The 25,648-nt window shown below is 69.9% G+C and carries 27 protein-coding genes; 9 read left to right on the forward strand and 18 right to left on the reverse strand.

Features of this window, described 5'->3' with window-relative positions; translation table 11 throughout:
- Positions 1-79: 79 nt before the first annotated feature.
- The 8 genes from ACZ6SQ_RS21220 to ACZ6SQ_RS21255 form a co-directional block, all read right to left on the reverse strand.
- Entirely contained in the window at positions 80-391 is a 312-nt protein-coding gene (locus ACZ6SQ_RS21220) for a SpdD-like protein (RefSeq protein ID WP_469564249.1), read from the reverse strand.
- Positions 392-415: 24 nt separating this feature from the next.
- Complete coding sequence (locus tag ACZ6SQ_RS21225) at positions 416-571, reverse strand: hypothetical protein (RefSeq protein WP_469564251.1); 156 nt, start codon at positions 569-571, stop codon at positions 416-418.
- A 12-nt stretch (positions 572-583) separates the two neighbouring features.
- Positions 584-775, reverse strand: a complete 192-nt coding sequence (locus ACZ6SQ_RS21230) for a mobile element transfer protein (RefSeq protein WP_469564255.1) — start codon at positions 773-775, stop codon at positions 584-586.
- Between the two features lie 5 nt (positions 776-780).
- Positions 781-969: a hypothetical protein gene (locus ACZ6SQ_RS21235; RefSeq protein ID WP_469564259.1), complete on the reverse strand. Its 189-nt coding sequence runs from the start codon at positions 967-969 to the stop codon at positions 781-783.
- A gap of 17 nt (positions 970-986) precedes the next feature.
- Positions 987-1,640 carry a DUF2637 domain-containing protein gene (locus ACZ6SQ_RS21240; RefSeq protein WP_469564260.1) on the reverse strand — a complete coding sequence of 218 codons (654 nt, stop codon included), beginning with the start codon at positions 1,638-1,640 and terminating at the stop codon, positions 987-989.
- Complete coding sequence (locus ACZ6SQ_RS21245; RefSeq protein WP_469564263.1) at positions 1,637-1,909, reverse strand: hypothetical protein; 273 nt, start codon at positions 1,907-1,909, stop codon at positions 1,637-1,639. Before ACZ6SQ_RS21245 ends, ACZ6SQ_RS21240 begins: the two co-directional genes overlap by 4 nt.
- A gap of 80 nt (positions 1,910-1,989) precedes the next feature.
- A complete protein-coding gene (locus tag ACZ6SQ_RS21250) occupies positions 1,990-3,345 on the reverse strand; it encodes an FtsK/SpoIIIE domain-containing protein (protein ID WP_469564266.1) in 1,356 nt (451 codons plus the stop codon).
- Positions 3,346-3,347: 2 nt separating this feature from the next.
- The gene (locus ACZ6SQ_RS21255) at positions 3,348-3,704 is read right to left on the reverse strand and encodes an SCO3933 family regulatory protein (protein ID WP_469564269.1); all 357 of its coding nucleotides are present in this window, start codon (positions 3,702-3,704) and stop codon (positions 3,348-3,350) included.
- Between the two features lie 157 nt (positions 3,705-3,861).
- Here ACZ6SQ_RS21255 and ACZ6SQ_RS21260 point away from each other — a divergent pair, with 157 nt between their 5' ends.
- A complete protein-coding gene (locus tag ACZ6SQ_RS21260; protein ID WP_469564272.1) occupies positions 3,862-4,593 on the forward strand; it encodes an XRE family transcriptional regulator in 732 nt (243 codons plus the stop codon).
- A 27-nt stretch (positions 4,594-4,620) separates the two neighbouring features.
- The gene (locus ACZ6SQ_RS21265) at positions 4,621-5,091 is read left to right on the forward strand and encodes an NUDIX hydrolase (RefSeq protein ID WP_469564275.1); all 471 of its coding nucleotides are present in this window, start codon (positions 4,621-4,623) and stop codon (positions 5,089-5,091) included.
- Here ACZ6SQ_RS21265 and ACZ6SQ_RS21270 read toward each other — a convergent pair.
- Positions 5,079-6,008, reverse strand: a complete 930-nt coding sequence (locus tag ACZ6SQ_RS21270) for an HDIG domain-containing metalloprotein (RefSeq protein WP_469564277.1) — start codon at positions 6,006-6,008, stop codon at positions 5,079-5,081. The genes ACZ6SQ_RS21265 and ACZ6SQ_RS21270 overlap by 13 nt on opposite strands.
- Before the next feature lie 628 nt (positions 6,009-6,636).
- A complete protein-coding gene (locus ACZ6SQ_RS21275; protein WP_469564280.1) occupies positions 6,637-7,764 on the reverse strand; it encodes a hypothetical protein in 1,128 nt (375 codons plus the stop codon).
- Positions 7,765-8,269: 505 nt separating this feature from the next.
- Between ACZ6SQ_RS21275 and rlmN the strand changes: the two genes are divergently transcribed.
- The 5 genes from rlmN to ACZ6SQ_RS21300 all read left to right on the forward strand — a co-directional run bounded on the left by rlmN (position 8,270) and on the right by ACZ6SQ_RS21300 (position 14,385).
- On the forward strand, positions 8,270-9,376 hold the full coding sequence (gene rlmN, locus ACZ6SQ_RS21280) for a dual-specificity RNA methyltransferase RlmN (RefSeq protein WP_386378016.1): 1,107 nt from the start codon (positions 8,270-8,272) through the stop codon (positions 9,374-9,376).
- Between the two features lie 221 nt (positions 9,377-9,597).
- Positions 9,598-10,680, forward strand: a complete 1,083-nt coding sequence (locus ACZ6SQ_RS21285) for a thiamine ABC transporter substrate-binding protein (RefSeq protein WP_469564284.1) — start codon at positions 9,598-9,600, stop codon at positions 10,678-10,680.
- Positions 10,656-12,317 (forward strand): ABC transporter permease, encoded by a 1,662-nt coding sequence (locus ACZ6SQ_RS21290; protein WP_469564287.1) that lies wholly within the window; start codon positions 10,656-10,658, stop codon positions 12,315-12,317. The genes ACZ6SQ_RS21285 and ACZ6SQ_RS21290 overlap by 25 nt, the downstream gene beginning before the upstream one ends.
- Positions 12,317-13,336, forward strand: coding sequence for an ABC transporter ATP-binding protein (locus ACZ6SQ_RS21295; RefSeq protein WP_469564291.1), 1,020 nt, complete (start codon positions 12,317-12,319; stop codon positions 13,334-13,336). Before ACZ6SQ_RS21290 ends, ACZ6SQ_RS21295 begins: the two co-directional genes overlap by 1 nt.
- 263 nt (positions 13,337-13,599) lie before the next feature.
- Positions 13,600-14,385, forward strand: a complete 786-nt coding sequence (locus tag ACZ6SQ_RS21300) for a maleylpyruvate isomerase family mycothiol-dependent enzyme (RefSeq protein ID WP_469564294.1) — start codon at positions 13,600-13,602, stop codon at positions 14,383-14,385.
- A gap of 99 nt (positions 14,386-14,484) precedes the next feature.
- Here ACZ6SQ_RS21300 and ACZ6SQ_RS21305 read toward each other — a convergent pair whose 3' ends face one another.
- The 7 genes from ACZ6SQ_RS21305 to ACZ6SQ_RS21335 form a co-directional block, all read right to left on the reverse strand.
- Positions 14,485-15,174, reverse strand: a complete 690-nt coding sequence (locus tag ACZ6SQ_RS21305) for an LAETG motif-containing sortase-dependent surface protein (RefSeq protein WP_469564300.1) — start codon at positions 15,172-15,174, stop codon at positions 14,485-14,487.
- A 170-nt stretch (positions 15,175-15,344) separates the two neighbouring features.
- Positions 15,345-16,469, reverse strand: coding sequence for an LOG family protein (locus ACZ6SQ_RS21310; protein ID WP_469564303.1), 1,125 nt, complete (start codon positions 16,467-16,469; stop codon positions 15,345-15,347).
- Between the two features lie 85 nt (positions 16,470-16,554).
- A complete protein-coding gene (locus ACZ6SQ_RS21315; RefSeq protein ID WP_469564306.1) occupies positions 16,555-16,962 on the reverse strand; it encodes a VOC family protein in 408 nt (135 codons plus the stop codon).
- Between the two features lie 139 nt (positions 16,963-17,101).
- Positions 17,102-18,574 (reverse strand): hypothetical protein, encoded by a 1,473-nt coding sequence (locus tag ACZ6SQ_RS21320; protein WP_469564309.1) that lies wholly within the window; start codon positions 18,572-18,574, stop codon positions 17,102-17,104.
- Entirely contained in the window at positions 18,556-19,296 is a 741-nt protein-coding gene (locus tag ACZ6SQ_RS21325) for an ABC transporter ATP-binding protein (RefSeq protein WP_386378005.1), read from the reverse strand. The genes ACZ6SQ_RS21320 and ACZ6SQ_RS21325 overlap by 19 nt, the downstream gene beginning before the upstream one ends.
- A gap of 193 nt (positions 19,297-19,489) precedes the next feature.
- A complete protein-coding gene (locus ACZ6SQ_RS21330; RefSeq protein ID WP_469564314.1) occupies positions 19,490-20,854 on the reverse strand; it encodes an aspartate aminotransferase family protein in 1,365 nt (454 codons plus the stop codon).
- A 19-nt stretch (positions 20,855-20,873) separates the two neighbouring features.
- Positions 20,874-21,389 carry an Lrp/AsnC family transcriptional regulator gene (locus ACZ6SQ_RS21335; RefSeq protein WP_386378002.1) on the reverse strand — a complete coding sequence of 172 codons (516 nt, stop codon included), beginning with the start codon at positions 21,387-21,389 and terminating at the stop codon, positions 20,874-20,876.
- A gap of 163 nt (positions 21,390-21,552) precedes the next feature.
- Between ACZ6SQ_RS21335 and ACZ6SQ_RS21340 the strand changes: the two genes are divergently transcribed.
- Positions 21,553-22,992, forward strand: a complete 1,440-nt coding sequence (locus ACZ6SQ_RS21340) for a gamma-aminobutyraldehyde dehydrogenase (RefSeq protein WP_469564317.1) — start codon at positions 21,553-21,555, stop codon at positions 22,990-22,992.
- 419 nt (positions 22,993-23,411) lie between these two features.
- Positions 23,412-24,593, forward strand: coding sequence for a polyamine ABC transporter substrate-binding protein (locus ACZ6SQ_RS21345; protein ID WP_469564324.1), 1,182 nt, complete (start codon positions 23,412-23,414; stop codon positions 24,591-24,593).
- 32 nt (positions 24,594-24,625) lie between these two features.
- On the opposite strand, the gene ACZ6SQ_RS21350 is transcribed toward ACZ6SQ_RS21345, so the two are convergent.
- Positions 24,626-25,582: a hypothetical protein gene (locus tag ACZ6SQ_RS21350; protein WP_469564327.1), complete on the reverse strand. Its 957-nt coding sequence runs from the start codon at positions 25,580-25,582 to the stop codon at positions 24,626-24,628.
- Positions 25,583-25,648: the final 66 nt, after the last annotated feature.

Below are 25,648 nucleotides of genomic sequence, written 5' to 3' on the forward strand. Positions count from 1 at the left end.
CGATGACGGTTGGCTTGGCGGAACCCGGCCCCAGGAGCGGCGGCGTGCTTGGCGGCTTGTGCGTCGCCCCTGGGACCGGTCAGCGACGCTTGGCGTCGGCGGTGATCAGAGAGCGGATGACCAGGGCGCAGACGGCTACGGACGCGCCGGTGACGGCGACGGCCAGGAGCATCGAGACCAGGACGGCCCCGACGACCAGGACCACGGCCGTACCGGTGCCGACCAGAGCGAGGATTGCGCCGGGAGTGACCTGGACCGTCGGGCGAGTCGACGCGACCGGGGCCGGGGCGGACGTCGGGTGGTGCTGGACCACGCTGGTCGGCTCGATGACGGCGGGCGGGGTGACGAGCCCGGTCGGGGTGGGCATGGTGGGGAGCTTCGGGCGGAGCATGGGCGGTTCTCCCTTCGGGGCGGATCAGTCGATGAGGCTGTTGATCGCGGGGGCGAGGACGCTGTCGGCGGCGAGGAAACCGCCGAGGAGCAGGACGGCGATGAGCCAGGCGGGCGGGCGGATCAGCTTGACGCCGAGCCAGCCCACGACGAGGAGGGCGAACCAGAGCGGGACTTCCATGGCGGTGATCTCCTAGCGGACGGTGCAGCGGTGGGTGCGGGCGGCGAGCTGGGCGGCGGTCTGGCTGGAGTAGTCGGCGGACCAGCCGCAGCGGTCGGCGGTACACACGGCCGCGTACTTGGTCCGGCCGTGGCGGTCGCGGTGGGTGCCGATCTGTACGGGGCCGATCTGCATGACGGAGTGGAAGCGGTCGCGGGCGGGCATGGCGATCAGTCCTTCCGGGGGGTGGTGGGGTCGGGGAAGCTGGCGCGGATGCCTGCGGCGGTGGCCGGGTCGGTGGTGCGCTGGGCGGCTTCCTCGGCGAGCAGGTGGGCGAGGTAGGGCCGGTTGGCGGCGGTCATCTCGCGGGCGCCGTCGAGGTAGTCGGTAGGGGTCAGGTCGGCGGGGTCGGAGGTCATCGGTCGTCCTTTCTGGGTCAGGTGAGTTGGGCGGCGATGGCGTCGGCGAGTTGGGGCGGGACGCCGAGGCGGGCGCGCAGGGTGTCGGTGTCGATCGGGGTGCCGGTGCGGACGCGGTGGGCTTCGGCGATCTTGCGGGCGTGGTCGACGAGCGCGGTCGGGACCGTCGGGGCCGGGGCGGGCGGAAGTGCGGGGGCCTCCTGGACGGGGAGTGGTTCGGGGTCCGGTTCGGGCGTGGAGGCCACGGGCTCCGCATCCGGCTCGTGCGCCCCGGCGGGTGCCGGCGGTTCGGTTACCGGGTCCGCGGGCGAGTGGGCGAGGAGGGTGCCGCCCATGAACGCGAGGGCGGGCCAGGCGGCGACGAGGATGCGCAGCCATGCGGGGACGTCGGTGAGGTCGAGGAGTCCGGCGGTGGCGATGTTGGCGCCGAGCGAGGCGAGCAGGGCGATGAGGAACCAGCACCAGGCGAGCTGGGAGGGGCCGTGGGTGCGCAGTCGTCGCCAGGCGGCGACCAGGAGCAGGTCGACCGAGATGGGGTAGGCCCAAGCTTTCCAGCCGTCCTGTCCGGCTGCGGCGGCCAGGTCGTGCAGGTGGGCGAAGGACAGGGCTCCGGCGATGACGGCCTGGACAAGTACGGCATCCAGACGGAGGGAGCGGGCTGGTGTCTTCATGACCGGCTCCGGGGGCCTCGGCCCAGAGCACGGGCTACGGCATCGCGGTCGGTCGGGGTGTAGGCGGTGCGGACTCCGGAGATCGACAGTCCGGCCGCATCGGCCAGGGAGGCCAGCGTGTAGGGCCGGGGGCCGGTGAATTCCCGCGCGTAGGCCAAGTGGGCGCGGATCTGGCGGTCCAGCTGATCGCGGGTCTCTCGCAAGGCTGCGAGCTGAGCGAGGAAGTCGTCCGGGAGGAGGTCATCCAGCGCTGTCAGAGACTGAAGCATGAGAAGGGCTCTCCTTCAGGCATGGAGGGGGTAGGGATCCGGCGCGAGGAGCGGTCACGCCAGCCGGAAGCGGGGGTTGGTCAGGCAGTGGCGGGGGCTGTCTTGGACAGCGGCACCCGGGCCGACGGCAGCGCGGTAACCGCGGGCCGGAAGGGCGCCAGGGCAGGCAGGTCCGGGGTCACGTCGGCGTGCCTGTTGCAGATGTTCACGGCCTGGCGCAACGAGGTGTGCGGGGCGCGTATGCGGTGCCAACCACCGGTCGAGTCGCCTGCGATGGCGAGGCCGCGCGTCTCGGCGGGGATCTGGATAGCGGCCAGGACGGCGTCCGGGGAGATGTCGCCGAAGGCCATGTTGGCGGAGGTCTCGTCGTTGACGCGGTGGGCGGTGCGGCCGGTGAGCTGGGCGCGGAGCATGGTGATGCCCTTGCCGAGTTCGGAGCCGAAGCGCTGTCCGCAGATTTCGAGGTAGATGCCGGCGGCGCGGCCGAGTTGGGCGAGGCGGACCAGGGCGGTGATGATGCGGTCGCGCCGCCTCTCCTGCTCCTTGTTGGCGAAGAGGGCGAGTTCGGCGACCTCGTCGACCAGGACCACGATCGGCACCGGGCGGATCTCTTCGGGCAGATCCCAGATGTCAGCGGCGATCTCCGCATCCGGCACGTCAGCGGTGATGCGCTGCTCGGCGCGGATGAGCTGGTAGACGCCTTCCATGTGGTCGACGAGCGCGTCGAGGAGGTCGGCGGCCGTGTCGGGGTTGTCGGCGAGGGCGGAGAACCGGCGGGCCAGCGGGAACAGCTCCACCCCTTGCTTGCAGTCGATCCCGACCAGGGCGGCGTCCATCGAGGCCAGCCCGGCAACGAGGTTGCGCTGGTAGACGGACTTGCCGGACTCCGTGGCGCCGAGAGTGAGGGCGTGTGGGACGGCACGGTAGTCGCGGTAGTGCACCGAGCCGTCCTCGCGCAGGGCGACCGGCACGCGCATCGGGCGGGTGTCCAGCTTGGCGGGCATCTGCACGCGCTTGAGCACGTCGTATCCGGTCATCCGCACTTCCACGACCCCCGAGCGCACCTCACGCGAGGTCACGCCGTACATCGAGAAGGAGTGCCGCAGCCGGTCGGAGGCGGCGGCGACGTCGAAGGCATCCTGACCGGGGCGCAGGCCCAGCCGCAGAACCAGGCCGGTCCGGGTCGGCCGGAAGCCCCGGATGCGCGGCGGGCGAGATTCCGGCATGGGCCGGTTGGTGACACGGGCCAGGGCTACGCGCCAGCGCGAGGGCGGGACCGTCAGACCGCAGGCGTCCATGACCGAGGCGTAGCGGACCAGGACGCGCAGCGTGGCGAGGATGACCCCGAAGGTCAGCCAGTACCAGGCGGGCCGCCGCCACCGCAGGAGACCCGCAGCGGCGACGGCCAGCACGAGGATGGCCAGGAAGCCGGTCATGATCAGGCCGCCTTGGAGTTCGCGGCAGCGGCGACGAGGGACGTGACCGCGACGGCGCGGAAGGCGATGCCGTGCCGCTTCTGGCCGTTGAAGTCGTTCTCCCACGGCCGGGCGATGAGGCCCGTGAGCGCGACCGGCGTGCCCATGGCCAGTTCACCGGTGATGCCGGGCTCCGGGACGGTGACGGAGAGGATCTCCACCTCGTCGTTCGCCGCGAACATCACGTCGACCGTCATGAGCTTGGCACCGGTCTCGGTGTCGGTGGCGATCTCGCCGGTACGGCGGTCGCGCACCTTGGGCTGAGGGGTCTTGGCGACCATCACGGTCGCGGCGGAGGTGTCCACGGGAATCTGACGCATCGTCTTGTCTCCTGCTGTGGTGTGGTCTTGGCCGACGTTCCGTCGGTGAGATCAGGAGACCGTGAGAAGGGGTGGACGCATCACGGCCCGTATGGACGTTTAGGGACGTCTGAGCTACCGTCAAAACGTCCCTACGGGTCCCGAGGAAGGGCACGTCATGGCGAACGAGCGTTTACGCGCAGCGATTTCGGCGAAAGGCGAGACGATCCAGTCCGTTGCCGAACATGTCGGAGTCGACCCCAAGAGCGTCGAGCGCTGGATCACCACGAACCGGACTCCGCACCGAGGGCACCGCTGGAAGGCCGCAAGCTTCCTCGGAGTCGACGAGGTCTACGTCTGGCCGTCAGTCGAGAAGCAGGCCGAGAAGGCAAGCGCGTCCGAGCTGATCACGTACTACCCGCACCGGGGTGCGGTCCCTGCCACGCTGTGGTCCTCCCTGATCGAGACGGCGACGGACCAGGTCGACATCCTGGTGTACGCGGGACTGTTCCTCTTCGACAGCCACCCGGACCTGCCGGACCAGTTGGCCGACAAGGCGAAGGCCGGCGCCCAGGTCCGCATCCTGCTGGGAGACCCGGAGTCCGAGGCCGTTCGCCAGCGCGGCGAGGAGGAGGGCATCGGCGACGACCTGGCGGCGCGGGCCCGGATCACTCGCCGGTACTTGCAGCCCGCCATATCGACGCCGGGCGTCGAGATCCGGCTGCACGACACGATCCTCTACAACTCGATCTACCGGTTCGACGACGACGTTTTGGTGAACCCCCACGTGCTGGGAGCTCCCGCAGGACAGAACCCGGTGATGCACTTCAAGTACCTGCCTGGAGCCCGGACGTTCCGGCACTACATGCGAAGCTTCGACTACGCGTGGGAGCAAGGCCGGACGGCATGACAGGGACCGGCGTGCGACGCTGAACGCATGGCACGCGTCGACTACTTCAACGATCCGAACGCCCCGAAGGCGAACAGCCTCGTTCCTTCTGTGACCGCCGTAGCCCGCAACGAGGCCGGTGAGGTCCTGTTGATCCACAAGACCGACAACGACCTGTGGGCCCTGCCCGGAGGCGGCATCGACCTGGGCGAGTCAGCACCCGACGCGGCTGTACGGGAGACCAAGGAAGAGACCGGGTTCGACGTCGAGGTGACCGGCCTGGTCGGCATCTACACGAACCCCGGGCACGTCATGGCGTACGACGACGGCGAGGTCCGCCAGCAGTTCTCCATCTGCTTCCACGCGCGCATCGTCGGCGGCCAGCTGCGGACGAGCAGCGAGAGCAAGGAAGTCGCGTTCGTCGACCCGAGCAAGCTGGACGAGCTGAGCATCCACCCGTCGATGCGCATGCGGATCGAGCGCGGCCTGGCCGACCGGATCGAGCCCTACATCGGCTGAGGCTTCCCGGAACGATCGCCCGGCAGATGCCGGTGCAGCAATCGAATCGCAGGGGCGTGGTCGTAGTACTCGGCTACCTGGAGCGGTGTCTGGCCCTTCGCGTCGGGCAGTTCCGGATCTGCGCCATATGCGAGGAGCACCGCCGTCGTTGCCACAGTTAGCGGACCACCGCTCTGCAACGCCACGTCGCCTTCTGTCCCGATCGCGTGTGTCAGCGGAGTAGCACCGTGGCCCTCGTCAGGGTCTGCGCCAGCATCGAGCAACCGAGCCAGGAGTCCCACGTCCTGGTGTTCCACTGCGAAGAGCGTCGGAGGCCACCAAGTGCTTCCGTCGATGACTGCCCGTTGGGTCGGTGGTAGCGACGTGAACGCCGCGATCCGCCGCTGGGTGTGCTCCACGGCAGTGCCAAGGTAGGGACGTGCCTTGCTGATCGCGTTGTGCACCTCGCTGCCCGGTTCGTAGCGGACCAGGATCTCGTCGATCCGGGCGTCGAAGTCGAAGGACTGCCCGGCGGGGCCGGTCGTCATATCCGCGAAGATCAGCGCGTCGAGTACTGGGGAGTCTTCTCGCTCGTAGACGGCCAGCTCTGCTGACAGTCCGCGCTGCTCTGCCTCGTACACAGCCCCAGAATGGTGGGCGACCAGTCGCACCAGACGTGCCGGCGCATTCAGAGCTTCCAGATGCCGGGCGCCGTCAAGTGGGTGGAACCCGGTTTGCCGCAGCTCGGGTGCGTAACCGATGTCATGGAGCCATGCTGCGGCGACGAGGAGATCACGATCGGCCGCACACACAGCCGCGGAAGCCTCGCTAGCTCGAGCAGCCACCGCCTGAGTGTGCAGCCAGCGGTTCCCGAGCTGGGGGAGCAGAGACTCGGCGAGTTCGGCCGCTCCCTGGGGCGTGTCCAGTGCAGAAGACATGCCTGGAACGGTAGCCGAGAGGATCGGTGGGCCGACAGGTCACGATCGAGTGGGTTCGATCATGGGCGCGGTACAACTTTCCCTACTTCATCAAGGGCGCTTCCGCCGCCCAAGGCGGCGTCGCGCGCCCGTCGCCCCGGGCCTGCGCTCCTGTCTACGCCCCGCTCCAGCCCGGATCGCCGGCCGCGCGCCATTGTGGGGCTAAGGGCTTGATGAGGGTGAACCCGAGCTGATCCGTCGGATGCCCGCCAGGACAGTTGCCTCCGGCGGGGGCGCTCAGGCTCCGGGATGACCGGGGCCAGTCATGCGGGTGCGGGGCGGTTCGTGGTGCGGGTGGGGAGCTGTCATCCCGCCTTCCGTCGACCCAGGCAAGCCGAGCAGACACGGGTCTTGGCGTCCAGGTCGTTCGTACAGTGGCGCGCTCCACCTGGACGCCAAGACCCGCGCCTGCTCCACAGACGTGTGGGTCGACGGCAGACGGGATGACAGCGAGGCACGCTGTGGCTGGCGCCGATTGGATCCACGGCGTACCCCAGGGCTAACAGGCGGCTCCTTCCGTGAGCGAAAAAGGGCAGGTCGGCGGCTCCGACTTCGCCGCCGTGCAGACGCGCGCTCTTTCGTCACGTGTTCAATCGCGATGGATCCCGTACCCAGCCCTGGAGAACCGGGCAAGCCATCCAGAGGAGACCATAAACGCCCCTGCGTCATCTGGTGAAATCTGCGTCAGGTTATTTTTCTCAAGTTCTTTCGCACGTCGCCTCATTTCGCCACGGTCCCCAAATCCGAATAGATCGAAATCTTCGAACTGGCAATCTCCGCCATTGTCGGCCATGTCATCCAGCAGTCTCCAGCCCGCCGCAGAAACACCCTCCCTTGCGCTATATTCATCCGACACCTGCGCCAACCAAGACTGCAGGAGCTCCAGATGGTCCTTCTCCCCGGCGCCGATTATTCCTTCGTCATGCAGCCAGAAGCTGAAATCCTCGCAAGCCTGGAGAGTGTCTCTGAGGTTGCATCTCAGCACCTCATAGAGATACTGAAAGCCGACCGGGTCGACCGGCGGCGATCCACCCAATGAGAACTCCTCAATCCGGGCCTCAAGAGCTTTTATCGCGTCATCCTTAGATAGAGGTTCAACCTTTATGGGCTGACACAAGCGACCTTGGAGTCGCGGCGATGCCACCGCCGTACGCACTACACCGCGAGCCCCACAAATTACCCATCTCAGGCCGGGCTCGGCGAGAATCGTATCGCGAATTTCCTCGAGTACCTGTCGCGCCGCATCCGAGCTGACAAGAAGCTCCAGATTATCTAGGACGCAAACGAAGTATCCGCATCCAGGGGGGTCAAAGCACTCCCTTACCCAAGCGCGGACCGTGTTGGCCAGACCGGACTCCGCGAATGCAGAGTTCGAGGATTCACCCCTGCCGCCAGAGAAGCCCAGTCCGGCAAAGTTGACGCCTCCGGAGATCGATGTCATGAGAGGTGAATTCATCCACTTATCAATCTCTTTCACTTTCGGAGTGCGATATCCCCAGGATTTCAAGTCATCGTGATACCGAATGAACGCCGCCGCGATTGCTCGGTAGACCTTGGCTTCAAGTAGACTCGTGCCCTCCTTGGCGGCGATCTGAAATCTCTCATCGACTGGAAGCATGATGGGGAGGCGAGACTTGTCGCTATTCCTCTTCATGCGATAGCTCGCCACGGTCATCAGGCTCGTCTTCCCAACCCCGGCCTCGCCTTCAATCGTCACATGGCTTGAAGAGGAAGATAGCCGATTGATCAGACGACGAGTATGGCTCTCTCTCCCCACAAGCAACCTCTCCCCTATCGCCGTCGGTGGGAGAGAATCGGTATTGTAGGGACTCTGCATAAAGCCCAGATCTGTCCAAATTTCCATGGTGCAATAACCTGTCAGCTGTTGAAAGCGTCAATAACTGATCCTGGACTGGCTCCTATCATTGTCAGCCGTGACGAGAAAGTTTTCCAGTCGGCGCCAGGGATTGCACGCTGTCCGTGATCAGCTTTATGGGCCCTCGAAGCGACCGGTATGGACATCGCTGACCGATCTCGGTTAGAGCTGCGGATTAGAACGTGGGGCGGACGTGGGCGAAGGCAGCGATCGTGATCGCAGAGCCCTTGGGCCGTCCCTGGGCCGTGCGCGGCCGACCGAAGCTGACAGACGGCACCCACAGGTGACCACCCCCACCCCGCTCTGGCCTGGGCCCCCAGAGTTGATCTGCCACACTGGAAGGGTTATGCCGAAGCCCGGAGAACTCACCTTTGTCGCGCCGCGCGGAGCCAAGAAGCCGCCGCGGCATCTCGCCGATCTCTCGCCCGCCGAACGCAAGGAGGCGGTGGCCGAGGTCGGGGAGAAGCCGTTTCGTGCCAAGCAGCTCTCGCAGCACTACTTCGCGCGGTACGCCCATGACCCGCAGGAGTGGACCGACATCCCCGCCGGTTCACGTGACAGGCTGCGGGAGGCGCTCTTCCCCGAGCTGATGACCGTCGTGCGGCATCTGTCGACGGACGAGGGGACCACCCGCAAGACGCTGTGGCGGCTGTTCGACGGCACGCTCGTCGAGTCCGTGCTGATGCGCTACCCGGACCGGGTGACCATGTGCATCAGCTCGCAGGCGGGGTGCGGGATGAACTGCCCGTTCTGCGCCACCGGGCAGGCCGGACTGGACCGGAACCTCTCCACCGCGGAGATCGTCCACCAGATCGTGGACGGGATGCGCGCCCTGCGGGACGGCGACGTCCCCGGCGGGCCGGCGCGGCTGTCCAACATCGTCTTCATGGGCATGGGCGAGCCCCTCGCCAACTACAAGCGCGTCGTCGGGGCCATCCGTGCCCTGACCGACCCGGCTCCCGACGGGCTCGGGCTCTCGCAGCGCGGTATCACCGTGTCGACCGTCGGGCTCGTGCCCGCGATCCACCGGTTCGCCGACGAGGGCTTCAAGTGCCGGCTCGCGATCTCCCTGCACGCCCCCGACGACGAGCTGCGCGACACCCTCGTCCCCGTGAACACGCGGTGGAAGGTCCGCGAGGTGCTCGACGCCGGGTTCGAGTACACGGAGCGGTCCGGTCGCCGGCTGTCCATCGAGTACGCCCTGATCCGGGACATCAACGACCAGGCCTGGCGTGGTGACCGTCTCGGCCGGCTGCTCAAGGGCAAGCCTGTGCATGTCAACCTCATCCCGTTGAACCCGACGCCGGGCTCGAAGTGGACCGCCTCGCGCCCCGAGGACGAGAAGGCGTTCGTGGAGGCCATCGCCGCTCACGGGGTGCCGGTCACCGTCCGGGACACCCGTGGCCAGGAGATCGACGGGGCCTGTGGCCAGCTGGCGGCCACCGAGCGATAATCTGGCAGCGTCCGCCCAGGACAGTCACATCTTCATATTCCGACAGGGGAGCGCCACAGCGCTGAGAGTGCGGCAACCGGGCCGCAGACCCTCTGAACCTTGCCCAGGTCATTCTGGGTAGGAAGTTCGGTCATCACTCAAGCTGTTGCGCCCTGCCCGGACGCCCTCAGGGGCCCCGGGCGGGGCCGCGTCTCTTCCTGGTCCATCCCAGGAGGAATCCAGTGCACACCAAGACGTTCGTCGCCGCGGCCGTCGGCCTCGGCCTGATCACGCTGTCCGCGTGCGGGTCGTCCGACTCCGGCTCCGGCTCCGACGGCCAGGGCTCCAAGACGGTCACCCTGGTCAGCCACAGCTCGTGGGCCGTCTCCAAGGACGTCATCGCCGCCTTCGAGAAGGACTCCGGCTACAAGGTCAAGGTCCTGGAGGACGGCGACGCGGGCCAGGCCGTCAACAAGGCCATCCTGACCAAGGACAACCCGCAGGGCGACGTGTTCTTCGGCGTCGACAACACCCTGCTGTCGCGCGCGCTCGACAACGGCCTCTTCCAGCCCTACGAGGCCCAGGGCCTGGACAGGGTCGGCGCGGCCTACCAGCTCGACAAGGACGAGCACCGGGTCACGCCCGTCGACTACGGCGACATCTGCGTCAACTACGACAAGCAGTACTTCGCCGACCACAAGCTGGCCCCGCCGGCCTCGCTGGACGACCTGGTCAAGCCTGCGTACAAGAACCTCCTCGTCACCGAGAACGCCTCCACCTCCTCGCCCGGCCTCGGCTTCCTCCTCGGCACGGCCGCGCGCTACGGGGACGACGGCTGGCAGGACTACTGGACGAAGCTGAAGGCCAACGGCGTCAAGGTCGTCGACGGCTGGGAGCAGGCGTACAACGAGGAGTTCTCCGGCTCGGCCGGCGGCAAGGCCGCGAAGGCGGAGCGGCCGCTCGTCGTCTCCTACGCCTCCTCGCCGCCCGCCGAGGTGATCTACGCCGACCCGAAGCCGAAGGCCGCGCCCACCGGTGTCGCCGAGGGCACCTGCTTCCGGCAGATCGAGTTCGCGGGCCTGCTGAGCAACGCGAAGAACGCCGAGGGCGGCAAGAAGCTGATCGACTTCCTGATCTCGGAGAAGTTCCAGTCGGACATGCCGCTGAACATGTTCGTCTACCCGGTGACCGAGGGCGCGCAGGTGCCCGCCGAGTTCACCGCGTACGGCCCGGCCGCGAAGGACCCCGAGACCATGGACCCGGCGAAGATCGCCGAGAACCGTGACGACTGGGTCAAGGCATGGACCTCGCTCGTACTGAAGTAGCCCGCGTGAGGAGCGCGGCGCGGCTGGGGCTCATGGCCCTGCCCGTCGCGTTCTTCGGGCTGTTCTTCGCCTACCCCGTCGTCGCGATCGTCCAGCGCGGACTGCGGGTCGACGGGGCCTGGCAGTTCGGGCGGATCGGCGAGGTGCTCGCCGATCCGGGCATCCGGCAGGTGCTGTGGTTCACCGCCTGGCAGGCGCTCGCCTCGACCGCGCTCACCCTGCTGATCGCGCTGCCCGGCGCCTATGTCTTCGCCCGCTTCGAGTTCCCCGGCAAACAGGTGCTGCGGGCGGTGGTGACCGTGCCGTTCGTGCTGCCGACCGTGGTCGTCGGCACCGCCTTCCTCGCCGTCCTCGGCCGGGGCGGCCTGCTGGACGAGCTGTGGGGCGTACGGCTCGACACCACCGTGTGGGCGATCCTGCTCGCCCATGTCTTCTTCAACTACGCGGTAGTCGTGCGTACTGTCGGCGGGCTGTGGGGCCAGCTCGACCCGCGGCAGGAGGAGGCCGCGCGGATGCTGGGCGCGTCCCGCCTCACCGCGTGGCGCACGGTCACCCTGCCTGCGCTCGGGCCCGCCGTCGCCGCCGCGGCCCTGATGGTCTTCCTGTTCACGTTCACCTCCTTCGGCGTGGTGCAGATCCTCGGCGGGCCGACCTTCTCCACGCTGGAGGTCGAGGTCTACCGGCAGACCACCGAGATCTTCGACCTGACCACGGCCGCCGTGCTGACCCTGGTGCAGTTCGCCGCGGTGGCCGCCATCCTCGCCGTGCACGCGTGGACCGTACGGCGGCGCGAGAGCGCCCTGCGACTGGTGGACGCGGCCGGGACCGCGCGACGGCCGCGCGGGGCGGGGCAGTGGACCCTGCTCGCCGGGGTGCTCGTCTCGATCGTGCTGCTGCTGGTGCTGCCGCTGGGTGTGCTGGTGCAGCGGTCTCTCAAGGCCCCGGACTTCGGCTACTACCGGGAGCTGACCTCCTCCGACGGCGGTGTCTTCCTCGTGCCGCCGATCGACGCCATCGGCAACTCCCTCTCCTACGCCGCCGTCGCCACCCTTGTCGCCGTCCTGATCGGCGGTCTCGCGGCGGCCGCGCTCACCCGGCGCGACGCCGGGCGGCTGGTGCGCGGTTTCGACGCGCTGCTGATGCTGCCGCTCGGGGTGTCCGCGGTGACGGTCGGCTTCGGCTTCCTGATCGCCCTCGACGAGCCGCCGCTGGACCTGCGGTCCTCCTGGCTGCTGGTGCCGCTGGCGCAGGCGCTGGTCGGGGTGCCGTTCGTGGTGCGGACCATGCTGCCGGTGCTGCGGGCGGTGGACGCCCGGCTGCGGGAGGCCGCGACCGTGCTCGGGGCGTCGCCGTGGCGGGTGTGGCGGGAGGTGGACCTGCCGCTGGTGCGGCGGGCGCTGCTGGTCGCCGCCGGGTTCGCCTTCGCCGTCTCGCTCGGCGAGTTCGGGGCCACCGTGTTCATCGCGCGGGCCGACAACCCGACACTCCCGGTCGCCGTGGCCAAACTGCTGTCCAGGCCCGGAGACCTCAACTACGGCCAGGCCATGGCCCTTTCGACGATTCTCATGGTGGTGTGCGCCACCGCTCTGCTCCTGCTGGAGAAAGTGGTGGTCGTGGATCGGACGGGGGAGTTCTAGTGCTGCTCAGCTGTGAAGAGGCGACCGTGCGGTTCGGCGGACGGGCGGTGCTGGACGGGGTCGGCCTGGAGGTGGCGGAGCACGAGATCGTGTGCGTGCTCGGCCCGAGCGGCAGCGGCAAGTCGACCCTGCTGCGGGCCGTCGCCGGGCTCCAGCCGCTGGACGCCGGGCGCGTGCTGCTGGACGGCCGCGACCAGAGGGGCGTGCCCGCGCACCGGCGCGGCGTCGGGCTGATGTTCCAGGACCACCAGTTGTTCCCGCAGCGGGACGTGGGCGGCAACGTGGCCTTCGGGCTGCGGATGCACGGTGCCTCCAGGAAGCGGCAGCGCGAACGCGTACAGGAGTTGCTCGACCTCGTCGGGCTGCCGGGCGCCGAGCGGCGGGCCGTGGCCGCCCTGTCCGGCGGTGAGCAGCAGCGGGTCGCGCTGGCCCGCGCGTTGGCGCCCCGGCCGCGGCTGCTGATGCTGGACGAGCCGCTGGGCCAGCTCGACAGGTCGCTGCGCGAGCGGCTCGTCGTCGAACTGCGGGAGCTGTTCGGCCGGTTGGGCACGACCGTGCTGGCCGTCACCCACGACCAGGGCGAGGCCTTCGCGCTCGCCGACCGGGTCGTGGTGATGCGCGACGGGCGCATCGCCCAGGCGGGCACGCCCCTCGAGGTGTGGCAGCGGCCCGCGGACGAGTTCGTGGCACGCTTCCTCGGCTTCGACAACGTCGTCCCGGCGACCGTGACCGGGGAGGCCGCGGACACGACCTGGGGCAAGCTGCCCGTCCCGGAGGGAGCTCCGCAGGGGGCCCGTGCCGTGCTCGTACGGCCCGCCGGGGTGCGGTTGGTGCCGGTGGCGGACGGGCTGCGGTGCACGGTGACCGCGCGTACCTTCCGCGGCACCCATGTGGCGGTTCACCTCCAGCCCGGTGAGGGGCCCCGGCTGGAGGCGGCCTGCGCGCTGCGGGACGCGCCGGAGGTGGGGGACGAGGTGGCTGTCGTCTTCGACGGGGCGGAGGTTGTGGTCCTCGGGTGATCTTTGACGGGGGTGGAGCTGGGGTTGGGGCTGTGGCTGAGTGTGCGGTTGCGGTCCGCGTCCGACCCGCAGCCTCGTCGGGGTCTCGCTCGAACTCGGCGGCAAGAACGCCATGCCCCGCCGCGGTCATGGGTCGCGGTCGCGTGGCGCCGGGAGGTCGGGTGGTTGCGGCAGCCGGTTGCCGGAGGGTGCGGTGCGATGATCAGACCGGCGCTGTGGAAAACCTGGAGCCGGTCGGTCACCCGGCTCCTATCGTGAAACGCATGACGCGACTCACTCATGATCGATACTGCGACGAGATCACCCACCAGGTCGGCCTGCTGCGGTCGTTGGTGACCACCGGCGTCGACCTCGCCGCCCCGGTCCCGACCTGTCCCGAATGGACGGTCCGAGAGCTCGTGGAGCACACCGGAGGCGCCCTGCGCTGGGTGGAGGCCCTGGTGCGCACCCGCGCCGAGGAGGACATCCCGGAGGAGGAGATCCCGCTCGTCGACGGACCCGCCGTCAAGGGGGACGCCGCGGCCCTGGAGGCCTGGCTCGCCGAGAGCGGTGACCTGGTCACCTCGGCGCTGCGGGAGGCCGGGCCGGACGCCAAGGTGTGGTCCTGGGCCTGGACGTCCGACGCGGGCTTCTGGGCCCGCCGGATGTGCCACGAGGTCACGATCCACCGCGCCGATGCGACCCTCGCGGTCGGCCTGCCCTACGAGGTCGCGCCCGAGGTGGCCGCCGACGCGGTCGACGAGTGGCTGCGGATAGTCCAGTGGCTGGAGCGCGAGCAGCCGATACGGCCGGAGGTGCCCGGCAGCACGGTCCACCTCCACGCCACCGACACCCCGGCCGCGCTGAACGCGGAGTGGATCATCGAGCTGCCCGGTGACGGAGTCGTCTGGCGGCGTGGCCACGAGAAGGCGACCGTCGCGCTGCGCGGCCCGCTGACCTCGGTGCTGCTCGCCTTCTATCGCAGGGTCCCGCTGGACAGCCCGGGACTGGAGGTGCTCGGTGAGTGCGAACTGCTGGAGTTCTGGCTGGAGCGGGCCACCTTCGAGTGACCCCGGACGACGGCCCGGGGCGGTGACCCGGGGCGATGACCCGCTCCTAGTGCCGCGAAGCGGGGGCGGCGCTGGGCGCCGCCCCTGTGACGCGAGAGGTCAGCGGCCGTTCGAGCCGCGTCGGCGCATACCGAGGAACACCGCGCCGCCGCCGACCACGACCAGGGCGGCCGCGACACCGGCGATGAGACCGGTGTTGGAGTTGGCGCCGGTCTCGGCGAGGTTGGAGTCTCCGGCCGCGGGCGAGGGAGCGTTGCTCGCGGGCGGTTCGCTCGCGTCCTGCGGGGCCGACGGCGTCGGGGTCGGGGTCGCCGACTCCGAGGGGGCCGGGGCGCTCTCGGAGGGGGTCGCCGACGGGGTGGACGGCGAGGGCGCCGGGGTGTCGCCCTTCTTGCAGGGGGTGGAAGGCGTCACGAGGTTCGGCTTGATGTCCTCGTCGACATAGCCCTTGGCCACCACGTGGATGCGGTACTCCGCGTTCGGCTTCCAGTCCTCGGCGAAGGTGATGGTGGTGCCCTTCGCGGACCCCTTCACCTCCTGGGTGCCGACCAGGCGTTCGTCGGCACCGTTGTTCTCCAGGTAGACCGAGACCGTGGCGGGGATGCCGGCCGCGTCCTTGTCGGTGACGGTGATGACGCCCTTGTTTCCGTCGCACACGGCGGCGGCGGTGAACTCGCTGATGTCGCAGGCCAGCGCGTTGCCCGCGACACCGAGCGCGAGCGCGGCGGAAGCGGCGGCGACACCGAGGGCACGCACGGAACGGCGTGCGTTACGGCGGGATATGGACACGTTTGTCCTTAGGTGATGTGCAATTTGAGGGGGGTTGATATCCGAGGAGAGCCGAAACGCGCACCGCGGAGGGGACGCTTCAACTTCCCCACGAGGATCACAGGTTTATAAGCGCGCGGTCGGCAGTGTCAATGTGTGGGCACGTCAGGGACGTTGCCTTTGCCTGGTTATTAACCGCCGAGACGTTTCAACGCCTCCGGGGCCTCCTCGATCCGGTCGACCAGGGCGATCCGTGACTCCATCGAGCGGTCGCGGGCCAGGGCCCGGAGCAGTGGCCAGGCGGGCAGCCGCCGCGTCCAGTGCTCCCGGTCGACGAGCACCATGGGCGTCGGTTCGCCGCGTGACTCGTAGTAGTTCGGGGTCGCGTTGTCGAAGATCTCCTGCAAGGTGCCGGCGGCGCCCGGCAGGAAGATCACTCCGGCGTTGGAGCGGGCCAGCAGGCCGTCCTCGCGGGTGGCGTTGGCGAAGTACTTGGCGATGTGCGCGGCGAACGGGTTGGGCGGCTCGTGGCCGTAGAACCAGGTCGGGATGCCGATCGAGGCGCCGCCCCTGGGCCAGCGGGCGCGCACCTCGAAGGCGGCCGTCGCCCAGTCGGTGATGGACGGGCTGAACCCAGGTGCCTTGGCGAGGAGTTCGAGGGCCTCCGTCAGCATCCCGTCCTCGTGGGGAGCGGCGTACGCGCCGAGGTTCGCCGCCTCCATCGCGCCGGGGCCGCCGCCGGTGGCGACGGTGAGGCCGGAGCGGGCCAGTTCTCGGCCGAGCCGGGCGGCGTCGGCGTAGCCGCGGGTGCCACGGGCCATCGCGTGGCCGCCCATCACCCCCACCACGCGGGCGCCGGTGAGGAGTTCGTCGAGCGCGTCCGAGACGGAGTCGTCGTGGATGGCGCGGAGCATGGAGGAAAGGATGTCCCGGTCCGCCTTCGTCCGCTGCAGCCAGGCGTATGCGCGGGCGTCGGGCGTGGCCTCGTAGCCGCGTTCGGAGAGGGAGGAGAAGAGTTCGTCCGGGGTGTAGAGCAGTCCGCGGTACGGGTCGAAGGGGAGGTCCGGGAGGGGCGGGAGGACCATCGCGCCGTCGGTGCGTATCTTCGCGGCGGCGTTCTCGCGCATCGGGCAGCCGAGGAAGACGGCGCCCGCGGTGTCGGTGGAGAGGAGTTCGCGCGTACGGTCCGTCAGGTCGACGGCCTGGACGCGGTATCCGGCGAGCGTGCCGCGCGCGGCGACGGTCGCGTCGAACTCCTCCAGGGTCTCTATCTCGCGGTCGTTGTGGTGGGCCGCATGGGCGGGCATCGTCTGCACCCGCTCATGCTAGGAGCTGCCGTTCGAATCATGCCGACCCGATCCGAACAACAGCTCTCAGGCACCGTGTTCGAGACCTGCGGGGTCAGCCCTGGACCGCCGCCGGGTCCATCCACATGATCTCCCAGGTGTGGCCGTCGAGGTCGTCGAAGGCGCGGCCGTACATGAAGCCCATGTCCTGGGTCTTGCCGGTGGCGGTGCCGCCGAGGGAGATCGCGCGGTCGACCAGCTCGTCGACCTTCTCGCGGCTCTCCGCGCTCAGACAGACCAGCACCTCGCTGGTCTTGGAGGCGTCGGAGATCTCCTTGTCGGTGAACGTCGCGTAGAACGGCTTGGTGAGCAGCATCGCCACGATGGTCTCGCTGATCACGACCGAGGCCGCGTTCTCGTCGCTGAACTGGGGGTTGATCGTGTAGCCGAGGCCGGTGAAGAACTCCTTGGAGGCGTCCAGGTCGTTCACGGGAAGGTTCACGAAGATCATCTGCTGGTACATGCGGTGTCTCTCCCATCGGTGTCGTGCTGTTCGTGGGGTTAGACCGGGGGTCCGCGAAGAACTCATCGCTCCTCGCGGAACCTTTTTTCCGCCGGTCTCGGCCCGGTGCCCCGGCTCGTCGTCGGGGCGGTGGCTGGGGTCAGCCCGTCAGGGGCTGGGCCGCGAGTTCCGCCACGATCAGGGTCAGCGGGCCGAACAGGGCGAGCAGGGCCCCGGCGCGCAGGGCCGCCGCCATGCGCAGGGTGGTGGCGGGTGCGCCGAGGCGGAGCAGCGCGGCCGTGGTGTCCGCCCGGGAGTGCTTGGCCTCCACGGCGGCGGTGAGCAGGGTGGCCAGGGTGCAGCCGGCGACCAGGAGGGTGCCGAGGGTGGTCAGGGGGCCGATGGTGTCGCCGTCGGGGTCGTAGAGGGAGCCCATGGCGTAGGCGGCGGAGGCGACCGCGCAGACGACGCCCAGGGGACGGCCGATGCGGGTGGCCTCGTCCATGAGGACGCGGCCGGAGAGGAGGCGCAGGGCGCCGGGGCGGACCGACTGGAGCAGACGGCCGCACAGGTGGGTGAGGCCGGGCCCGGCGAGGGCGAGACCGACGGCGGTGAGGGCCCAGCCGAGCAGGACACCAGCGGAGTTGCCGGTGAGGCCGCCGGGGAGGGGGAGGCCGCCGGGGGCCGCGGTGCGGCTGGAGTAGGCCTCGACGGTGAGGCCGGCCGCGAGGGTGGCGATGCCCCAGGGCAGGGCGGTGGGGCGGGGTGCCGGGGTGCGCGGGTCGGCCTCGGGAGTGCCGGTGTCGGCGAGGGCCTGTGCGGGGGCCTTCGCGGGGGCCGGGACCTGGTGGGTGACGGACGCGTGGTGCCCGGCGGGCTCGGCGGCCGGGTCGAGAGGGCGGCGCGGGTCGTCCGGCCGTGGGTGGCCGGAACCCGGGCCGTCGGACCGGGCACTGTCCGGCCGCGCACTGTCCGGCCTCGCACCGTCAGGGCGGGCCCTGTCCGGCCGGGGGCCGTCCGACCGTGCGCCGAAGCGGCCGTAGGCGCCGAACGTGTCGCGTGAACCCGCCCGGCCGTACGCGCCGAAGCGGCCGAAGACGCGGGGGGCGTCTGCTCGCCGGGGTTCGCGCGGGCGCAGGGCGACGGCCACCGATACGGAGGCGATGACCGGGACCAGGGAGAGGAGCGTCAGGGCCCCGGGGAGGGGCAGCGGCCGGTCGGCGGCCAGGACGTCCGCGGCGTCGCCGTCGAAGGGCATGCCCGTGAGGTCACCGCGCAGATGGAGGAAGAACAGGAGGGCCAGCATGGAGCCGAGCAGCGTGGACAGGACCGTGGTCGTCGCGGAGACGGCCATCAGACGGGCGGGGCCGAGGCCGAGAGCCGACAGACCGGCGCGTGGCCTGGTGCCGGGGTCCGCGCGGGCGACCGCCACCGCGAAATGGACCGTCGCGGCCAGCGGCGCCGCGCACCAGGCCAGCCGCAGGGCGGAGGCGGCGGGGGAGTCCGGGTGGGTCAGGGCGTGGCCGAGGGCGCACAGCAGCAGGAAGCCCGTGCCCGCCGAGGCGGCCGCGACCAGCAGGCGGCGCAGCTGGACGGCAGGGCGGGCGCCGCGGCTCAGACGGAGAGCGAGCACGCGGCCCGGCCTTCCGCGTCGGCCATGGGAGGCAGATGGACCGTGTTCACCCGGCGGCCGTCCAGCAGGGACACCGTGCGGTCGGCGAGGGCGGCGGTCTCCGCGTCATGGGTGGCCAGCACCACGGTGATGCCGTGCGAGCGGGCGGCCGTGGTGAGGGTGCGCAGGACGTGGGCGCGGTCGGCGCGGTGCAGCGGGGCCGTCGGCTCGTCGGCGAACAGGACCGAGGGCGCGGGGGCGAGCGCGCGGGCGATGCAGACGCGCTGGCGCTCGGCGTGGGTCAGCTGGTGCGGGCGGCGGCGCGCGCCCTCTCCCACGTCCAGCCGCTCCAGCCATTCCAGGGCGGCGGTCTTGGCACGGCGCCTGGTGGTGCCGCGCAGCATCAGCGGCAGGGCGGCGTTCTCCCAGACGTTGAGCTCGGGCACGAGCACCGGGGCCGGGTCGATCCAGCCGAAGCGGTCGCGGCGCAGCCGTTCGCGGGCCATGGGGCCCATGGTGTGGACGGGCACGCTGTTGAACCAGACCTCGCCGCGGCGCGCGGGCACCAGCCCGGACAGACAGGCCAGCAGAGCGGTCTTGCCGCTGCCACGCGGGCCGCCGACGGCGAGGATCTCGCCCTCGCGGACGCCGAGCGAGACGCCGCTCAGAGCGGGGGAGCCGTCGCTGTGCTGGTAGTGCAGGGACCGTGCCCAGAGCACGTCGTTGTCCGGCGGGGCCTCCATGGGCGTACACCTTCGTTCAGATCCGTAGTTCCCGTGTCTCGTCCCCCGTGCGGGGGAACGAAGGCAGGGCCGATCGGTCACAGGGCACGCTAGGCAGCGGGTCGCGCGAGGCCGGACAGCACGCGGCCCCGGGACGTCCTTTCTCACTCGAACGGACGGCACCGGGGCCGGTGTTGATCACCTGAGAGGAAGATCAGAGCTTCGTCCACGCCTCCGTGAGCGTCGCGCGCAGGATCTGCTCGATCTCGTCGAAGGTCCCCTGGTCGGAGATCAGCGGCGGGGCGAGCTGCACGACCGGGTCGCCGCGGTCGTCGGCCCGGCAGTACAGGCCGTTCTCGAAGAGGGCCTTGGAGAGGAAGCCGTACAGGACGCGCTCGGTCTCCTCCTCGTCGAAGGACTCCTTGGTGGCCTTGTCCTTGACGAGCTCGATGCCGTAGAAGAAGCCGTTGCCGCGGACGTCGCCGACGATCGGGAGGTCGTGCAGCTTCTGGAGCGTGGAGAGGAAGGCGCCCTCGTTGTCGAGGACGTGCTGGTTCAGCTTCTCCTTCTCGAACAGGTCGAGGTTGGCGAGGCCGACCGCGGCGGAGACGGGGTGGCCGCCGAAGGTGTAGCCGTGCAGGAAGGTGTTGTCGCCCTTGTAGAACGGCTCGGCGAGGCGGTCGGAGATGATGCACGCGCCGATCGGGGAGTAGCCCGAGGTCATGCCCTTGGCGCAGGTGATCATGTCCGGGACGTAGCCGAACTTGTCGCAGGCGAAGGTGGTGCCGAGGCGGCCGAAGGCGCAGATGACCTCGTCCGACACGAGCAGCACGTCGTACTTGTCGCAGATCTCGCGCACGCGCTGGAAGTAGCCGGGCGGGGGCGGGAAGCAGCCGCCGGCGTTCTGCACGGGCTCCAGGAAGACCGCGGCGACGGTGTCCGGGCCCTCGAAGAGGATCTGCTGCTCGATCTGGTCGGCGGCCCAGCGGCCGAAGGCCTCGGGGTCGTCGCCGAAGAGCGGGGCGCGGTAGATGTTGGTGTTGGGCACCTTGTGCGCGCCCGGCACGAGCGGCTCGAAGGGAGCCTTGAGACCCGGCAGACCCGTGATGGACAGGGCGCCCTGCGGGGTGCCGTGGTAGGCGACCGCGCGGGAGATGACCTTGTACTTGGTGGGCTTGCCGGTCAGCTTGAAGTACTGCTTGGCGAGCTTCCAGGCGGTTTCGACGGCCTCGCCGCCACCGGTGGTGAAGAAGACCTTGTTGAGGTCGCCGGGGGCCTCGTGCGCCAGGCGCTCGGCCAGCTCGACGGCCTTGGGGTGGGCGTAGGACCACACCGGGAAGAAGGCGAGCTCGCTCGCCTGCCTGGCGGCGACGTCGGCGAGCTCGGTGCGTCCGTGACCGGCCTGGACGACGAACAGACCCGCGAGACCGTCGAGGTAGCGCCTGCCCTTGTCGTCGTAGATGTAGGTGCCCTCACCGCGGACGATGGTCGGGACGGGGGAGTTCTCGTACGAGGACATGCGGGTGAAGTGCATCCACAGGTGGTCGTACGCGGATCGGCTGAGGTCCTTGGTGCTCACGGTTATCGGGTCCTCACGGTTATCGGGTTCCCCACATGTAGGTCTGCTTCTTGAGCTTCAGATAGACGAAGCTCTCGGTGGAGCGCACGCCGGACAGGGCCCGGATGCGTTTGTTGATGACGTCCAGCAGGTGATCGTCGTCCTCGCAGACGATCTCGGCGAGGACGTCGAACGAGCCCGCGGTCATCACCACGTACTCGACCTCCGGCATGGCCGTCAGCGCGTCGGCTATCGACTCGACGTCGCCCTCGACGTTGATGCCGACCATCGCCTGCCTGCGGAAGCCCACGGTGAGCGGGTCCGTGACGGCGACGATCTGCATCACGCCCTGGTCGAGCAGCTTCTGGACGCGCTGGCGCACGGCCGCCTCGGAGAGCCCGACGGCCTTGCCGATGGCGGCGTACGGCCGGCGGCCGTCCTCCTGGAGCTGTTCGATGATGGCGAGGGAGACGGCATCCAGCTGGGGAGTGCCGTTCCTGGACTCGCGGGAGTCCCTCTGGTCTGCGCTTCGACTGGCCACGAGCTCACTCTGCACGAGGACTCGTCGTTTTCGCAAGGCTGGATCGATGAAATTCGTTGTTTCAGCGATTCCTGTGTGCGGATTTCGCAGATCTGGAAGGGAGGGGGGTGTTGAAACCGTGGACGGAACGATTAGGGTGGGCATCTCAAGGAATGGACACTCGACAGGAGGGCCGGCAGTGACCACCGAGCTGCGTCGTCTGCGCAACTACATCGACGGGGAGTTCCGGGACGCCGCCGACGGACGGACCACCGACGTGGTGAACCCCGCCACCGGCGACGCGTACGCCACCGCACCGCTGTCCGGGCAGGCGGACGTCGACGCCGCCATGGCGGCCGCCGCCGCGGCCTTCCCGGCCTGGCGCGACACCACCCCGGCCGAGCGCCAGAAGGCCCTGCTGAAGATCGCAGACGCGTTCGAGGAGCGCGCCGAGGACCTGATCGCGGCGGAGGTCGAGAACACCGGCAAGCCGATCGGTCTCACCCGGTCGGAGGAGATCCCGCCGATGGTCGACCAGATCCGCTTCTTCGCGGGCGCCGCCCGCATGCTCGAGGGCCGCAGCGCCGGCGAGTACATGGACGGCATGACCTCTATCGTGCGCCGCGAGCCGATCGGCGTCTGCGCGCAGGTCGCACCGTGGAACTATCCGATGATGATGGCGGTGTGGAAGTTCGCCCCGGCGCTCGCCGCGGGCAACACCGTCGTGCTGAAGCCGTCGGACACGACCCCCGCGTCCACGGTCCTGATCGCCGACATCATCGGCTCGATCCTGCCCAAGGGCGTCTTCAACGTCGTCACCGGCGACCGTGACACCGGCCGTCTGATGGTCGAGCACCGCACCCCGGCGATGGCTTCCATCACCGGCTCGGTGCGCGCGGGCATGTCGGTCGCCGAGTCGGCGTCCAAGGACCTCAAGCGCGTCCACCTGGAGCTGGGCGGCAAGGCTCCGGTCGTCGTCTTCGAGGACACCGACATCGCCAAGGCCGTCGAGGACATCGCGGTCGCGGGCTACTTCAACGCCGGCCAGGACTGCACGGCCGCCACGCGTGTGCTCGTCCAGGCGTCCATCCACGACGAGTTCGTCGCCGCGCTCGCCAAGGCGGCCGCCGACACCAAGACCGGTCAGCCGGACGACGAGGACGTCCTCTACGGCCCGCTGAACAACCCCAACCAGCTCAAGCAGGTCTCCGGCTTCATCGAGCGCCTGCCCGCGCACGCCAAGGTCGAGGCCGGTGGCCACCAGGTCGGCGAGAAGGGCTACTTCTACGCCCCGACCGTCGTCTCCGGCCTGAAGCAGGACGACGAGATCGTCCAGAACGAGGTCTTCGGCCCGGTCATCACCGTCCAGTCCTTCAGCGACGAGGACCAGGCCGTCGAGTGGGCCAACGGCGTCGAGTACGCCCTCGCCTCCTCGGTGTGGACCAAGGACCACGGCCGCGCGATGCGCATGTCCAAGAAGCTCGACTTCGGCTGTGTGTGGATCAACACCCACATCCCGCTGGTCGCCGAGATGCCGCACGGCGGCTTCAAGAAGTCCGGCTACGGCAAGGACCTGTCCGGGTACGGCTTCGAGGACTACACCCGCATCAAGCACGTGATGACGTCGCTGGACGCGTAAGCGCTCCGCGCGAGAGCGGTTGGCCCGGGGTGCCTCGGCGGCTCCGGGCGGCCCAGTTGGCCCTGGCGGCCCAGTCGGCCCCGGACGGAGGACGGACCGTCCGGGGCCGCGGCGTGTCCGGGGACGCCTTTGCGGGTGCGGGTGCGGGTGCGGGTGCGGGTGCAGGCGCCGGTGCCGGTGCGGGCCGTCGGTTTTTGCGCAGTTCCCCGCGCCCCCAAGCTTGCGCAGTTCCCCGCGCCCCCAGGAACGCGCAGTTCCCCGCGCCCCCAAGGGTGCGCAGTTCCCCGCGCCCCCAAGCTTGCGCAGTTCCCCGCGATCCCGAACCGTCGGCCTGGCCTCGACAAGGTGTCGGCCGGCCTTGTTTTCGCTCGACGTCCCGTCGATTGTTCCGGCGCGGACGCGCCCGGCATCCTTCCGAGGTGCCCTCCAAGATCGCGCGTCCCTCCCGCCGTTCGCTGCTGCGCGCCCTCGGTGCCGCCGCCCTGCTGGGGTCGGCGGGCTGCGGTGTGCCCTCCGCCTACGTCGCCCCCGGCGACCGCGCCGTACCCGACAGGTCGGCCACCGACAAGCGGCTGACCTGGGCGAACTGGCCGCTCTACATCGACACGGACGACACCGACGAGACCCGGCGGCCCACCCTCGAGGCCTTCGAGGAGCAGGCCGGGATCTCCGTGGAGTACGTCGAGGAGATCAACGACAACGACGAGTTCTTCGGCAAGATCAGCCCGGCGCTGATGAACCACCAGTCCACCGGCCGCGACCTGATCGTCGTCAGCGACTGGATGTGCGCCCGGTTCGTCCGCCTCGGCTGGGTGCAGGGGATGGACCGGGCCCGCCAGCCCAACGTCACCCGCTACCTCGACCCGCTGCTGCGCTCGCCCGCCTTCGACCCCGGCCGCGCCTTCACCGTGCCCTGGCAGTCCGGCATCACCGGCATCGCGTACAACCGCCGCGCGCTCGGCCGGGAGATCCGCCGGGTCTCGGACCTGTGGGCGGACGACCTCAGGGGCAGGGTCACCCTGCTGTCCGGCCTGGACGAGGCGTTCGCGCTGCTGATGCAGGGCGACGGCGTGGACGTCACCCGCTGGACCGCCGACGACTTCCACCGGATGTGCGACAAGGTCGAGAACCAGGTGCGCCGCGGTCAGATACGCCGCTTCACCGGCAACGACTACATCAAGGACCTCTCCACCGGCGACGTCCTCGCCTGCCAGGCCTACTCCGGCGATGTCATCCAGCTCCAGGCCGACGACCCCGACATCCGCTTCGTCGTCCCCGAGGAGGGTGCCGAGCTGTGGTCGGAGTCGCTGATGATCCCCAACCGCGCGGCGCACAAGGCGAGCGCCGAACGGCTCGTCGACCACTACTACGACCCCGAGGTCGCCGCCGAACTGGCCGCCTGGGTGAACTACGTCTGCCCGGTGCCCGCCGCCCGTGACGTGCTGGCCTCCGCCAAGGACGGGGAGACCGCCGAGCTGGCCGAGAACCCGCTGATCTTCCCCGACGACGCGATGCGCGCGCGGCTGGCCGTCGCCCGGGACATCACGGCCGGGGAGCGTACGGAGTTCGGCAGGCGGTGGAACGCGATCGCCGGGTTGTGACGACCGCGTTCCGGGGTGGCGCGGCAGGATCGTCAGTGGCCGTGGCCCGTGGAGCGCTCCGCCTCCGGTTCGGCCGGTTCTGCCGTACGGCCGTCCGCCCGCGCCGTGCCGTCCGTGTGCACCGTGAAGGCGGCCGTACGCACCTTGCCGTCGACCTTGAAGTCGAGGAAGAGGCGGTAGTCGCCGGTGCTCGGGGCGGCGGCCGTGAAGGCCACCTCCGGTCCCGAGGCCGCCGTGCCGCGGGCCTCGTCGTGCGGATGGACGTGCAGATAGGCGAGGTCTCCGGAGCGCAGGGCGACGAGGTGGCCGTAGGCGCCGAGGTAGGGCTGCAGGCGCGCCGGTTCGCCGGCACGGGTGACCTCGAAGGTGAGGTCGCTCTCGGCGCCCGGGGCGAGTGAGCCGGTGAGCTCGACGGTGTAGCCGTCGACGGTGGCCCGCGCACCGGTCTCGGGGAGCTCGGCGGGCGCGTACCGGCCGGTGACCGCGAGGTCGGTGCCCAGCGTCAGGTTCTCGCCGCCCGCGGTGGGCGTGAAGTCGGCGAAGACCCGGTAGGAGCCCGCGACGGGCAGTTCGGCGCCGGTGCTCCAGGTGCCGTCGGCGCCGCGGACCGGGTGCAGATGGCGGTAGGTGGTGAGGTCCCGGGACGCCACGATCAGGTGCAGTTCCTTCTCGTGCTCGCGCCGGTACTCGGTCACCGGGCGCCCGTCCTCGTCGCGCAGGGTGAAGCGCAGGACGGTCTCCTCGCCCGCGGGCACGCGGGCGGTCTCCAGGTCGAGCGTGTAGCCGCCCTCGGAGACCTGGAGGCCGCCGGGAGGCCGCGCTCCGGGCCCGGTGGCGGCGGGCTTCTCGGCGGGGGCGTGACCGCCGTGGGCGGCGGGGGGCTTCCCGCTGTCCGAGACCGGGCCGACCACGTCCCCCACGGCGAAGGCGGTGCCGAAGGTGGCGGCCACGGCTGCGGCGAACGCGGCGATCTTCACTACGGGCTTCATCTCGGGCTCCTCGGTACAGCTTCAAGGCGACTCCCTCATTCATGCATACCCCCATGGGGTATCGCA

It is taken from the genome of Streptomyces sp. NPDC048600 (genome assembly GCF_055587025.1).